The sequence below is a fragment of the Vibrio sp. H11 genome, from assembly GCF_004804295.1.
Classification (GTDB): domain Bacteria; phylum Pseudomonadota; class Gammaproteobacteria; order Enterobacterales; family Vibrionaceae; genus Vibrio; species Vibrio ostreae.
On the sequence record NZ_SSHN01000020.1, the window covers coordinates 24678 to 36757 of the forward strand.

Annotated in this window: 15 protein-coding genes; all 15 read left to right on the plus strand. The window is 54.8% G+C overall.

Annotated features, from left to right (window positions below):
- Positions 1-78 precede the first annotated feature (78 nt).
- Positions 79-1164 carry a phage portal protein gene (locus tag E6C74_RS20270; protein WP_276605451.1) on the plus strand — a complete coding sequence of 362 codons (1086 nt, stop codon included), beginning with the start codon at positions 79-81 and terminating at the stop codon, positions 1162-1164.
- Entirely contained in the window at positions 1157-1771 is a 615-nt protein-coding gene (locus tag E6C74_RS20275) for an HK97 family phage prohead protease (protein ID WP_136487867.1), read from the plus strand. Before E6C74_RS20270 ends, E6C74_RS20275 begins: the two co-directional genes overlap by 8 nt.
- A 26-nt stretch (positions 1772-1797) precedes the next feature.
- Positions 1798-2997, plus strand: coding sequence for a phage major capsid protein (locus tag E6C74_RS20280; RefSeq protein WP_136487868.1), 1200 nt, complete (start codon positions 1798-1800; stop codon positions 2995-2997).
- A gap of 59 nt (positions 2998-3056) precedes the next feature.
- Positions 3057-3281, plus strand: a complete 225-nt coding sequence (locus E6C74_RS20285; protein WP_136487869.1) for a hypothetical protein — start codon at positions 3057-3059, stop codon at positions 3279-3281.
- Positions 3274-3606: a head-tail connector protein gene (locus E6C74_RS20290; protein WP_136487870.1), complete on the plus strand. Its 333-nt coding sequence runs from the start codon at positions 3274-3276 to the stop codon at positions 3604-3606. Before E6C74_RS20285 ends, E6C74_RS20290 begins: the two co-directional genes overlap by 8 nt.
- 7 nt (positions 3607-3613) lie before the next feature.
- Entirely contained in the window at positions 3614-3973 is a 360-nt protein-coding gene (locus tag E6C74_RS20295; RefSeq protein ID WP_136487871.1) for a head-tail adaptor protein, read from the plus strand.
- Complete coding sequence (locus E6C74_RS20300; protein WP_136487872.1) at positions 3970-4401, plus strand: HK97-gp10 family putative phage morphogenesis protein; 432 nt, start codon at positions 3970-3972, stop codon at positions 4399-4401. Before E6C74_RS20295 ends, E6C74_RS20300 begins: the two co-directional genes overlap by 4 nt.
- The gene (locus tag E6C74_RS20305; RefSeq protein WP_136487873.1) at positions 4398-4781 is read left to right on the plus strand and encodes a hypothetical protein; all 384 of its coding nucleotides are present in this window, start codon (positions 4398-4400) and stop codon (positions 4779-4781) included. Before E6C74_RS20300 ends, E6C74_RS20305 begins: the two co-directional genes overlap by 4 nt.
- Before the next feature lie 9 nt (positions 4782-4790).
- Positions 4791-5240 carry a phage tail protein gene (locus E6C74_RS20310; RefSeq protein WP_136487874.1) on the plus strand — a complete coding sequence of 150 codons (450 nt, stop codon included), beginning with the start codon at positions 4791-4793 and terminating at the stop codon, positions 5238-5240.
- 18 nt (positions 5241-5258) lie between these two features.
- Positions 5259-5609 carry a hypothetical protein gene (locus E6C74_RS20315; RefSeq protein ID WP_136487875.1) on the plus strand — a complete coding sequence of 117 codons (351 nt, stop codon included), beginning with the start codon at positions 5259-5261 and terminating at the stop codon, positions 5607-5609.
- Positions 5610-5850: 241 nt separating this feature from the next.
- On the plus strand, positions 5851-8034 hold the full coding sequence (locus tag E6C74_RS20320; RefSeq protein ID WP_136487876.1) for a hypothetical protein: 2184 nt from the start codon (positions 5851-5853) through the stop codon (positions 8032-8034).
- A gap of 3 nt (positions 8035-8037) precedes the next feature.
- On the plus strand, positions 8038-8628 hold the full coding sequence (locus E6C74_RS20325) for a hypothetical protein (RefSeq protein WP_136487877.1): 591 nt from the start codon (positions 8038-8040) through the stop codon (positions 8626-8628).
- Positions 8621-9190 (plus strand): hypothetical protein, encoded by a 570-nt coding sequence (locus E6C74_RS20330; RefSeq protein ID WP_136487878.1) that lies wholly within the window; start codon positions 8621-8623, stop codon positions 9188-9190. The genes E6C74_RS20325 and E6C74_RS20330 overlap by 8 nt, the downstream gene beginning before the upstream one ends.
- Positions 9191-9195: 5 nt before the next feature.
- Positions 9196-9594, plus strand: a complete 399-nt coding sequence (locus E6C74_RS20335; RefSeq protein WP_136487879.1) for a hypothetical protein — start codon at positions 9196-9198, stop codon at positions 9592-9594.
- Positions 9594-12080: phage tail protein (locus E6C74_RS20340; protein ID WP_136487880.1), on the plus strand; the 2487-nt coding region annotated here is incomplete at its 3' end. The genes E6C74_RS20335 and E6C74_RS20340, both read left to right, overlap by 1 nt.

Genomic DNA, 12080 nt, shown 5'->3' on the forward strand with positions numbered 1-12080 from the left:
GAGAGCCCTGCCACCCCGCTGTCTGAGCTGGACCCGGACGATTGGGGCGGTGGCTCGGGCGTCAGCATCGCGTCAGCCATGAGCTTATCGGCGGTCTACTCGTGTATTGGCGTCCTGGGGCGCTCGATGGGGCAATTGCCGCTGCATGTGATGCGGCGGGATCAGGACGGCAAGGTGGCGCGCGCCACCGACCACCCCGCGTATTACCTATTGCATGATGAACCGAACGCTTTTCAGACCAGTTACGACTGGCGCGAGAGCGGCATGGTGCACGTCAGCGGGTGGGGTAACCACTACACCGAGATCGTGCGCCATCCGCGCAGCGGGGAGCTGCGCGAACTGAGCCTCATCCGACCTTGGGAGTCGACCCTGACCAAAACCGCGCACGGGCGTTACACCTATGCGGTCACCGGCGATGACGTCCGGCCACGGGCGGTCGCGCCCGAGGACATGATTCATGTTAAAGCCATTGGGGCGGACGGAAAAGTGGGCGTCAGTCCGATTGCTCAGTGCCGGGAAGCGTTCGCGCTGGCTCAGGAAACGCAAGGGTATGGCAACCAGTTCTTCCGCAGTGGCGGTAAGCCGACCGGCATTGTGTCGGTCAAATCGCCATTGGACAAAGGCACTTGGGAGCGACTTATTGAAAGGTGGCGCAAATCCAAACGCGAGATGCAAAGCCAGGACAATAAGACTCTGTTTTTACCCTCGGAACTGGCGTACCAGTCGATCACCATTCCGCCGGAAGATGCCCAGTTCCTTGAAACGCGAAAATTCAGCCGATCTGAGATTGCCGGCATTTACAACGTGCCCGCCCACATGATTAACGATCTGGAAAAAGCGACCTTTTCCAACATTTCAGAACAGGCTATCCAGTTTGTGCGCCATACCATGATCCCCTGGGTGGTGAAGTGGGAGCAGGAGCTCAATCGAAAGCTGTTCACCGAACAAGAGCGCCGGGCGGGTTACTACGTCAAATTCAACCTTAACGGGTTGTTGCGTGGTACCGCTAAAGAGCGCGCCGAGTTCTATTCCAAAGCCATCCGTGATGGATGGTTAACCCGAAACCAGGTGCGCGAGTTTGAAGACATGAACGCCGCCGATGGCCTGGACACCTATCTGCTCAGTGCAGATTTGCAGCCGAAAGAGGTACCCGCCAATGAGTAAAGTCGTGGATAAGGTGTTTATCCGCAGTGATGAAATCAAAGTCGAAAAGCGTGAAGACGGCGAGAGCCCGCGCATTGTGGGTTACGCCGCGAAATTCAACACGCGCAGCAATAACCTGGGCGGCTTTGTTGAAGTGATTGCGCCGGGGGCGTTTGATGATGTGCTCGATGATGACGTGCGCGGTCTGTTCAATCATGACCGCAATTTCGTGCTAGGGCGCAGCGTGTCCGGCACTTTATCGCTGAGTGTGGATGATATCGGTTTGCGCTACGAAATCACGCCGCCCGATACCCAGATGGTCCGTGACATGGTGTTAGAGCCGATGGCTCGCGGCGACATCAGTCAGAGCTCGTTTGCCTTTCGACTGCCATCGGACGGGTACCGATGGGATGAGGGGGACGACGGCGTGTACATCCGAACCATCATCCGCGTTTCCAAACTGCTGGATGTCTGCCCAGTGACCTATCCAGCCTACAACGACACCGAAGCCAGCACCCGCGCCCTGGAAGAAGCCAAAGCAGCGTGTGCTGGTGACAGTGAAGAACAGCGCCAATTGGCGCTACATCAGGAACAGCAGCACCGCGATCGGCTGTTGCAAACCCTTTAATTCCTCTTACCGAACCCGGAGAGCCCATGAAATACCATGAAATGAAGAAAAAACGCGACACGATCGCGCGCCAAATGCGTCAGTTGAACGACACGGCAAAAGATGAAAAGCGCGCCTTTACCGAAGACGAAACCACTCAGTGGCGCAACATGACCTCAGAAGTGGAAGACCTCGATGCCAAAATTGAGCGTGAAGATCAGTTGCGTGGCATGGATGAACAATACGTGCGCGACCATCCCGATTCGCCAGAATCTGATGGGCGTGATCAGTCGGTGGAGCAGCGTCAGGAGAAAGCCTTTACCAATTTTCTTCGCCATGGCTTTGCCGAGTTATCACAGGAAGAAAAAGTACAGCTGCGCGCATTGGGCGCGGGAACGGGGGCAACGGGTGGCTTTACCGTCCCCAAAGCGTTTGTGAACCGTGTTGTTGAAAGCATGGCGGTGTACGGCGGCATTGCGAATGTCTGTCAGGTGATTAACACTCAAAATGGCCAGGCGATGCCGTGGGCGGTATCCGATGGCCGCACCGAAATCGGGGAAATGCTGGCTGAACATCAGGAGTCGGGAAAATCGGATCCAACTTTTTCACAGGTAGAATTGGGCGCCAAAAAAGGCAGTTCTAAAATCATCCTGGTGTCTAATGAACTGTTGCAGGACAGCGCCATTGACATCGACGGTTTTATCGCGCGCCGCATCGGCCAGCGCCTTGGCCGTCTGGAAGCCAATCAAATCATCACAGGGGATGGCACTGGCAACAACGTGAAAGGGTTAAATGCTCAGGTCAAATTGAACGCCGATGCCGCTGCTCAAAATGGCGTGACGTATGCCGATTTGATCACTTTGAAACACAAAGTGGATCCGGCGTACCGCAATGGACCGAACACGCGCTGGGCCTTTAATGATGATACGTTCAAAGGCTTTAAACTGATGAACGATGTCAATGGCCGCCCGCTGTGGTTGCCTGCGATTTCCGGCGTTGCGCCAGCCACTATTGACGGTGACCAGTACATCATTGATCAGGGGATTTCAAAAGCCGGTGCCGGTAATCAGTCGGTGTTTTATGGTGACTGGTTATCTGTGATCCTGCGCCGCGTGAATTACATGAACCTTCGTCGTCTGACCGAGCGTTACGCTGAATTTGACCAGATGGGCTATATCGGTTTCCACCGTTTCGATGTGCTGCTGGAAGATGTAGCCGCGATTGCGTCACTGAAACACGCCGCTTAACCGTATCTGAATATTAAGCCCGCCGAGTGCGGGCTTTTTCTTGCCCTAAGGAGAGTCTGATGGCTACAGCAAAACCCAAAAAAACCGATCAAGAGCAGCAAGAGACCCAAGAGCCCCAAGAAACCCAAGAAACCCCAAAAGTCGTGACCGGCGTGAAACTCAAACTGGCCTTTTGGGATTCAGCGCTGCAGCGGTCGTTTTCTGCCGGGGATGTGTACCCATGTTCCGATGATGAAGCGGCTCGTTTGATTGCCAACGGTGCGGCGGTCAGTATCGATGCTTGATCTCGATGCTGTCAGAGCCCAGTGCAGCATTGACCCGGATCAGACCGAATATGACCCCTCGTTGACGTTGTATCTGGCGGCGGCGAAGCGGACGGTAGAGAAGTTTCTCAACCGCCCGGTGTACTGGACGGCGGACCAGGTGCCTGCCGACCCGGATCTGATCCCGGACAACGCGCTGACGGCCCACGAAGACACTGAGTTGGCGGTACTGTTGCTGGTTGGCCATTGGTTTGAACATCGAGAGGCCGTGACCGAAAGCAGTGTGAAAAAATTGCCGCTCGGGCTGGAATTTCTACTGAGTTTCGATCGGGACTTGAATTTGTGAGGATGCGATGCAAGCCGGAAAGCTCAACCAGCAGCTAGTGCTGTACCAGTTAGTTGAAATCAAATCGCCCAGCGGCGCAATGATTCACGCGCTGAGCCTGTTTACCACCACGAAAGGGGAGCTGGTCAGTGGTGGTGGAGGCAATACCACAGATGATGACCGAGAGCGAGGTCTAAATCAGTACCGCTTTCGCATCCGTTGGCGTTCTGGCGTTGAGTATGGGGACTGGGTCGAATGGCGGGGTAAATGGTTGAAAATCACTGCAGTGGACGATGCCGATCCCCGCTGCCGGACACTGATGTTTGATGCCGAATTTTCACCAAAATCGAAACCGCCCCCGCAGCAACAAAAGGAGAACAATTCATGATTGAACGGTTTGAAGTGACCGGATTGAAAGAGTTGGAACAGTCTCTGAAAGAGATTGGCGCGAAAGCGGGCATTACGGCCTTACGCAAGGCCGGACGTGAGGCCATGGGTGGGGTGCAGCTGGCCATGGCAATGGGGGCCGGGGTGAGTGATGACCCGGATGGTGAGCACATGCGAGATTCCATTCGCATTACCACCAAAAAGCAAGACGCCCGCCGCGGCGGCGCAGATAACGCGATCGCCATTCGGGTGGGGCCATCGAAAAAGCACAGTCAGAAAGCGATTGCTCAGGAGTACGGTACCGCTAAACAGGCGGCGGATCCGTTTATGCGGTCATCACTGTATGAAAACCGGGAGCGCGTAGTAAACACCTTTAAAACGCGTTTAGCCATTGAAATTCAAACCGCGATACGCAAGAGAGCCAAATGATCAATGAAGCTATTACCACCTGGCTGCAAACCCTCACCGGGTTGGACGTGTACTGGCTCAAGCGCCCGGAAAGCTCGGATGAATGTGTCGTGTATCACTGCCTGTCGCCAGGCGTGGTCAGTGGCAATCTGCGTTCGACCGGGATCGCCGAGGATGTATATTCCTTTTCGGTTTATCACTCTGACCCTGATCAGGGCAAAGCCGCGGCGGCGACATTAACGGCGGCGCTCAGCGATTTTACGGGCGAGCTCAATCCCGGCACACCCGCCGCCTATCCAATCCAGTTGGCCAGCTTTAGCGGCGGGTCAGAAAACTGGATGAACAATGATACCGGCCTCACCATTTACCGGTTCACACGTGATTTTACCATTAACCATTAAGAGGCTTTTATGTCTGAAATTAAAGATCCGGGTACTTACGCCAAGCTGCCCGCGGGCACCCGCGTGTCATGGGGGCAGGTGTCGGATGAAACGGCAGATTTAAAACTGCTCAAAGACGCGGATTCGGTCGGGGTCACCGGTAAAACCTCTGGCTTTGTCGCCTGTACCCGCCTGATTGATACTGAAACCAAATCGATCGCCGATTTGCCGGACGGCCCTGAAAAAGAGCTGGTCTTTTTGGATGACCCGGACGATGCCGATTTACAAGCGTTTCTTGATGCTGCGGAAAACCTGCAAACCGTCAAAGTACGCATTGAATTTCCGAATACACGCTGGGCCGACATGATTCTGGCGCTGGGTGGCTGGTCACACCGAGAGCTGGATAAGAACCAGCCCATGTACCTGGTCGTCAGCGGTAAGCAAAATGGCATCACGCGCGGCAAAACCGCGGTAGTTTAATCAAAATAAGGATAACCCATGGACATTAAATCCCTGCTTTTAACCCCGCTCAAACAGACTACAGTCACGCGCCCGATGCTTGGATCGGAATTCCCACTGCAGCGACTCACGGCTGCGCGCTTAGCTGCGTTTGATAAAGATATGAAAGAGGCTCAGAAACAAGAAGACGCCGATTCGATTCAAAAAGTATCGGCTCAGCTTATCTTAGATTCGATTGTGGATGATGCCGGATCCCCGATAGCCGCGGTCGTCACTGCTGACGAACTTCTGTCCGTACACACGCCCAACGCGATCAGCGCGGCATTGAATACGATTTGTAACCTCAATTACATGATTGACAGCTCAGAGTCCGACGCAAAAAACGGCTAACCGGCGAGCCCGCGCTTCACTTCTGTTTCTTCTTGGGTGAAGCGCTGGGTATCGTCGACCCTCGCACTATTTACCAACAAGCCGACAGTGAACTGTTGGCACTCTGGATGGCGTATTTCGCGCTTAAACGAGAACGTCAGCCCGCCGGGCCAACAGGCCGAACGCCAACCAATCAACCGAAGATATACAACCAATCGAACGTTGATGATCAAGTCAGCCTCTGTGAAAGGATGTTAATGTAATGTCGGACATCGCCCGCCTTACGGTGGCCCTGTATGCCAATTCCGCGCAATTTGTGTCTGAGCTCGACCGCTCTAATCGGCGCGCGAAAAGTTGGTCAGACCGGGTCAGCTCTAGCTTTAAAACGGCGGCGGTAGCCAGTGCGGCCGCCGCGACTGCCGCCACCGCTGCCCTGGCGGTGATCTACAAACAGCAAGCCTCACTCATTGACCAGACCGCCAAATTTGCCGATCGGGTCGGCATTTCGACCGAAGCCCTGACCCAGTTTCGCCACGCGGCGGAGCTCACGGGGGTAGGGAGCAAAAATCTCGATATGTCATTGCAACGAATGACACGCAGGATTGCGGAAGCGGCTCAGGGGAGCGGTGAGGCGGCCCCGGCCCTGCGCGCTCTCGGCCTTGATGCGCAGGCGCTGGGTAACATGACGCCAGATCAGCAGCTATACGCACTGGCGGATGCTTTTACCGATGTTGAAAGCCAGTCTGAGCGCGTTCGCCTGGCGTTCAAACTGTTTGACTCCGAGGGGGTTGGCATGGTCAACATGCTGGCCGGTGGGGCCGATGGTTTGCAATCGATGGCTGATGAAGCCGATCGGCTGGGCATCACCTTGTCTCGCGTAGACGCCGCTAAAGTCGAAATGGCGAACGATGCAATGTACAAAATCAACGCGGCAACTCAGGGTATTTACCAGTCTTTCACCTCTCAGTTAGCGCCGATCATCGCAGAAATGGCGGATGGATTTCTGCGTTATACCCAGCAATTCGGTGGCATGAATACCATCATTGCCGAGGGGATCCACTCAACGACGCAAGGGGTTGGCCTGATGGCGGATAGCCTGCATGGGGTGGAGATCATCATCAAAGGTCTGGCTGTAGCGTGGGATGGATTTAAGGTCGGTTTTATGGCCGCCGCGCAAGCGGTGACGACCGGCTTACATCAGTTGGGTCAGTTTATTTTTCAATTGGTCATTTCCCCGTTGCAAGTGGCGCTCGATCTGGCGGGTAATTTCAGTGATGAAGCCGCCAATATGGCCGCCTCGTTGCGCCAGTTCTCTAATATGCCACCCCCGCAGTTATTTGATGCGTCTACCGTCAATCAAGCCTCATTAGACTTAAATAACTCGCTTTGGGAGCTGAGAACGTTAGCCAGTCAGCCCCTGCCATCGGATGGTATCGAGCAGTGGTACCAAGATACGATGGCCAAGTTCAACGACTTGTCGAAAGCGTATGTTGAATCGTTGAATCGTAACAGCGGGACTGGCAGCGGTACTGGAGGGGCAGAAAATAAAGCGGTGACCTCATTCCGGGAGGCGACCAACCAGATTGCGCAGGAGTGGAGCCGCCGCCAGGCGATCATGGCGGCAGGCGATCAGGCAGATTATGCGCGCGAGTCGTTCGCGTATGCTGACCGACAAGCTCAGTTGTCAAAGCAGTTTCAAGCTGCGTATACCGCCGCTCAAGCCAACCAGCAGCTACAGCAGCAGCTGGAAGATGAATATTTCGCAAACCGGGAAACGCTGTGGCAAGACCATCAGAGCCGGATCACCGAAATTGAAATCAACGAAGCCAAAAAACGGCAAAAGTTCCAGCAAGAAACCGCCATGGACTTGCTCAGTTTTACTGAGCAGCAGCTCAGTATCACCACATCTGCTCTCAAAGACGCCGGACAAGAAAGCTCACTGCTGTACAAAACCATGTTTGCGGTGCAAAAAGCCGCGGCGATCCCGTCAATGATTGTGTCCACTGAGCAGGCAGCAGTCGCTGCTATGGCCGCTTTTCCTGGCCCTGCGGGTTTGTCGCTGGCCGCAGGGGTACGCGCACTGGGTTATGCCAGTGTCGGGGTGGTCGCGGGGCAGGCATTGTCTGGCATGGCTCACAGTGGGATGGATTACATCCCACGAGAGGGTACCTGGTTACTCGATAAGGGGGAGCGGGTACTGACCAACAGCAGCGCGCGCCAAATGGATGAAATGTACAACGCGGTCACGACTGGATCCGGCGGTGGGGGCGGCGGAGCGACGTTTGAGCAGCATTTCCACATCAACGGTAACGGTGATGAAACCTTGCGTGATTTAGTGCGTCGTGCCGCAGAGCAAGGTGCTCAGCAAGGTTATGAGCGCGTAGCGCGCGATTTTGAAACCGGGAGGGGCATCCGCGCCCAATTCAAACGAAGTACAGGAGTCTAAGCAATGGACAGTTGGCCAGAAACGCTGATTCCGTCCACGATGGACTGGCATCTGCAGGCGCACACTAAAACGTTCACCAGCACGTTTAACCAATCAGTACAGACGACCTCTTTTCCGGGTAGTCAGTGGCTCGGAACCATGCAATTTCAGAACCTGACCCGAGATGAAGCCCGCCTTATTGAGGTTTTTATCCGCTCTTTGGGCGGGGCGAACGGGCGATTTTTGCTGCGTGACCTGAAAAACGGCGGCAAGCCTGCCAAGGGGAGTCCGGTGGTGTCGATGCAAAATCAGCAGGGCGGTATTTTGCTGACATCAGGCTGGCTGCCGGGTCAGCTGGTCATGAAAGCCGGTGACTACTTCAGTGTCGGTCAAGAGCTCAAGCAAAGCAAAAAAGATGTGGTATCGAGTGAGAGCGGTATGGCGACGCTGGAGTTTTACCCCTGGCTGCGTCACAGCCCGGCGAATGGGGAACCCATAGTTATGGATAAGCCCGTTGGGGTTTTCAGGCTCAAAGATGACGCGCAGGGCAAGCTGGCCAACCGCCCGAGATTTAGTGATGTGTCTGTCGAAGTGATAGAGGCGTTTTATGTTTAGTGACGATTTTATCGCGGCGGCCAGTCGGGATGGCGCTTATATCGGCTACGCCTGCGCGCTGGACTTCCCGGACGGCATGAGCCGTTCACATACCGGGATCGGTACCATTCAGATCGCCGGTTATGAATACCTAGGAGTCGGTAATCTCGGTTCAGTCGGTGTGGTTGATGAACTAGGCGACAGTCAGCCTGGCCGGGTCGAACTGGAACTGTCCGGCATTCCGGGTTCTGTCATGAGCGCTGTGTTGCAATCTAAATGCCGGGGCCGATCCGGCTCTATTTTTGGTCTGGTCTGGGATGAAAACGGCCAGCTGATTTTCGCGGAGACACTATTGTCGGGCACGATGATCAGTTATGCGGTTAGAACCGGTAGTGCTAACCGGGTGTCTTTGACCCTGGCCGACAAGTTCGAACTTTACGATCGTGCTCTTGGCTACCGCTGGAACGATGAAAGCCATCAAAGCCTGGAGTCGGGCGACCGGATCGCCCAGTTCGCCGCCCAAACCGCCGACCGTCAAGTGTCCTGGGGCGCGAAGAAAGACGCCCAAACTTATAAGAAGTGATCACCATGAGAAAACCCGATTGGTCAATGCGTCTCACTGAAGTGATGACGCAGGCCCAGCACATCCCTTTTTCCTGGGGGGAGCATGATTGCTGCGTGTTTGCCGCGGCTTGTTCTATCGCAGTGTGTGACATCGATCCCCTAAAAGAGTACCGAGGTCACTATCACACAGAGCTGGGTGCCAAACGTGCCCTGGCAGCGCGCCACGGCTCGTTAACGGCGCTGTTTGATGATTGCTTTGCGCAAATCCCGCCCGAACGCGCTCAGCGGGGCGACATTGTATTAATGAAAACCGATCAGGGGGACGCCGCTGGTGTGGTGTGGGGGACCGGAATTTGGGCTGTCACGCCCTCAGGGGTCGGTCCGGTAGGTCATGAGCCCGTATTAGCCTGGAGAGTGGAATAATGGCAGTAGCAGCAGCGATCGCCGCGGTGACGGCGATAGTATCCGGCGCATTGGGGGCCACACTCGGTACCGCCATTGCAATCGGCTTTGCGGCCGCGTCCGTGTATATGGGGATGTCGATCGCCACCCCAAAACTCGGGGCAAGTGTCAGCCAAGCTGAAAGGAAGCAATTGATACGATCGGGCACCGCCGCCAAGCAAATCGTCCTCGGAGAAACCTTAGTATCCGGGGTATGGCTCTATGCGGAGGAGGAGCGAGGCGGCAATGATAATTACGATGGCACTTATGAGGAGTGGTTATTCAATGCGATCGGGATTGCCGGCCATGCCATTTCTCGCGTAGACCAGGTCTATTTTGATGATGAACGTATCGAAACGTATGAGGATAAAGCCAATTACGCCATTCATATTAATCCGACCCAAACGGATGCGTATTTATTAGAGCATGGTCCGAGCTGGACCGAAGACATGATAGGCCGGGGGACAACCTGGGCACGTGTCTCGATGTTATTTGATAGCGAAAAGTACACCAACGGGATCCCGACCCCACGCTTTAAGCTCAAAGGGTGTAATGAAATCTACGATCCCCGCATTGACCAAACCGGCTACAGCAATAACGCGGCCCTGGTGACACTCTGGGTGTTGCAGACCCTGTTTAACTACTCCGATGATGAAATTATCTGGACGGGGTTTGGCGGCTTTATTCCTGCCGCGAATCTTTGCGATGAACAAGTCGTGAATCCCAATGGCACGATGGAAAAGCGCTACACAGTGAATGGTTCGTGTCTGCTCGATGAAAAGCGAGGCGATATTCTGCAGGACTTGCTCAGATGCAGCGGTGCAGAGCTGGTCAGGATTGGCGGCAAAGTCGGGATTTTACCCGCGGCATACTATGGCCCTGCCACATTTACAATAAATGAATCTGACATCATCAGCGACATCGATGTACAACCGGAGCCAGCCCGCGCCCACGCCACCAATGTGGTTGGTGGTACCTTTATTGACCCGAGTCAGAATTATGTCGAAACCGATTACCCGGCCATCAAAGATGAAGAAGCGATCGCGCGCGATGGGGAAGAAATCAAAACCGATCTGAATTTCCGGTTTGTTACATCCGCTTATCAGGCGCAGCGCCTCGGTCATATCGAAATTAAGCGCGCCCAAGCTGGCGCGGTACTCAAGTTCAGGATGAACTTAAAAGGCTTATATTGCCGACGAGGTCGTGTAGTGCGTCTGGATGTGCCATCAGTGGGCCTGACGGGCGAGTTTCGCGTGGTATCGTGTGATTCTCATCTGGGCGAGGGCGTCAACATTGAGCTGCATCAGGAAAGCGCAGACATCTACGATGATGCGGTCGGCCAAGAGTTTATCCCGCCGCCACTGACCAATCTGCCCCCAGGTGGCATTGCGGCACCAACCAACGTTCAGTTCCTGGCGGAATCACTGGGTGAAGTGGTTCAGGGTAAACTGGTTTGGCAAACCCGCGCGCCGCAAACGGCATTCAATGAGATCCAGCTCTACCAGATTTTAACGGGCGGCGTTGAGCAGCTGGTGCAGTCTGGCCAGACCGTAGGCAACAGTTACCAGCTTAACGGATTGCCGGTGGCCAACTATAAAGCGTACGTCCGCAGCGTCAGCAGCGAGGGGAGACGAAGCCCGCAAAGCTCAACTAACTTTGTCGTTGATACCCCTCAGGTGCCGAGTAATGTGGATATTGATCGATCTAACTGGAGCATCCATTTAAAGCCGCAGTTTGCGGTGCCGGTTCCGGTCGGTACCTTATTTGAATTCTGGTACCTGGCTGATAACGCCAGCTATATATCCAACCCTGCCACCTGGAGTGAGGTAGACATTGCCAGAGCGGAGAAAGTGCATACCGGGTCGAGCTTTAACCATTCAACGCTGTCCCCCGATCGCTGGCAGCACTACTGGATCCGCACCGTCAACATTTACGGCAAGTCGGATTTTCTGTATATCCGAACCGGCACCACCCGAGAGCAGGACTTGATCACTACTGTTGTAGAGCGTTTAGTGGCGATTGAAGTTGAATCACAGAACTGGGATGACGACAGCGGTACCGGTTACAAGCTGTTTAGCCCAGCTTCGGAGCCGTACACCATGCCCGATGGTACCGTGTTAGATAATCCGGACGGTCTGTTAGTGGCTAACAATATTGTGGCGCGTGGCCACATGGTTGCAGAAACCCTGACTTTTGTCTCGGATGATGCCATACCGCCCGGCATTAACAACAGCAACACTGTTAAAGTGTATCGACAAAGCAGCCCGCCGAGTGGTGTGCACAATGTGGGGGATACTTGGTACAACACGGCCAACGCCAATCACCCAAGCACCTGGAGCGGTGCCAGCTGGGTATCAGTGCAGGATGGAGACATTGCGCTGGCCATCGATGCGGCGGATCAGGCGTTGGTGGATGCGGCGCAGGCTCAAGCTACCGCCAACGGTAAAATCACCACGTATTACCAAGGC

Bases quoted from the DNA above. Each gene is read 5' to 3' on its own strand.
- E6C74_RS20275 (WP_136487867.1), top strand. From the start codon at position 1,157: ATGAGTAAAGTCGTGGATAAGGTGTTTATCCGCAGTGATGAAATCAAA.
- E6C74_RS20295 (WP_136487871.1), top strand. From the start codon at position 3,614: ATGCAAGCCGGAAAGCTCAACCAGCAGCTAGTGCTGTACCAGTTAGTT.
- E6C74_RS20320 (WP_136487876.1), top strand. From the start codon at position 5,851: ATGTCGGACATCGCCCGCCTTACGGTGGCCCTGTATGCCAATTCCGCG.
- E6C74_RS20330 (WP_136487878.1), top strand. From the start codon at position 8,621: ATGTTTAGTGACGATTTTATCGCGGCGGCCAGTCGGGATGGCGCTTAT.
- E6C74_RS20305 (WP_136487873.1), top strand. From the start codon at position 4,398: ATGATCAATGAAGCTATTACCACCTGGCTGCAAACCCTCACCGGGTTG.
- E6C74_RS20335 (WP_136487879.1), top strand. From the start codon at position 9,196: ATGAGAAAACCCGATTGGTCAATGCGTCTCACTGAAGTGATGACGCAG.
- E6C74_RS20290 (WP_136487870.1), top strand. From the start codon at position 3,274: ATGCTTGATCTCGATGCTGTCAGAGCCCAGTGCAGCATTGACCCGGAT.
- E6C74_RS20310 (WP_136487874.1), top strand. From the start codon at position 4,791: ATGTCTGAAATTAAAGATCCGGGTACTTACGCCAAGCTGCCCGCGGGC.
- E6C74_RS20280 (WP_136487868.1), top strand. From the start codon at position 1,798: ATGAAATACCATGAAATGAAGAAAAAACGCGACACGATCGCGCGCCAA.
- E6C74_RS20285 (WP_136487869.1), top strand. From the start codon at position 3,057: ATGGCTACAGCAAAACCCAAAAAAACCGATCAAGAGCAGCAAGAGACC.
- E6C74_RS20270 (WP_276605451.1), top strand. From the start codon at position 79: ATGAGCTTATCGGCGGTCTACTCGTGTATTGGCGTCCTGGGGCGCTCG.
- E6C74_RS20325 (WP_136487877.1), top strand. From the start codon at position 8,038: ATGGACAGTTGGCCAGAAACGCTGATTCCGTCCACGATGGACTGGCAT.
- E6C74_RS20315 (WP_136487875.1), top strand. From the start codon at position 5,259: ATGGACATTAAATCCCTGCTTTTAACCCCGCTCAAACAGACTACAGTC.
- E6C74_RS20300 (WP_136487872.1), top strand. From the start codon at position 3,970: ATGATTGAACGGTTTGAAGTGACCGGATTGAAAGAGTTGGAACAGTCT.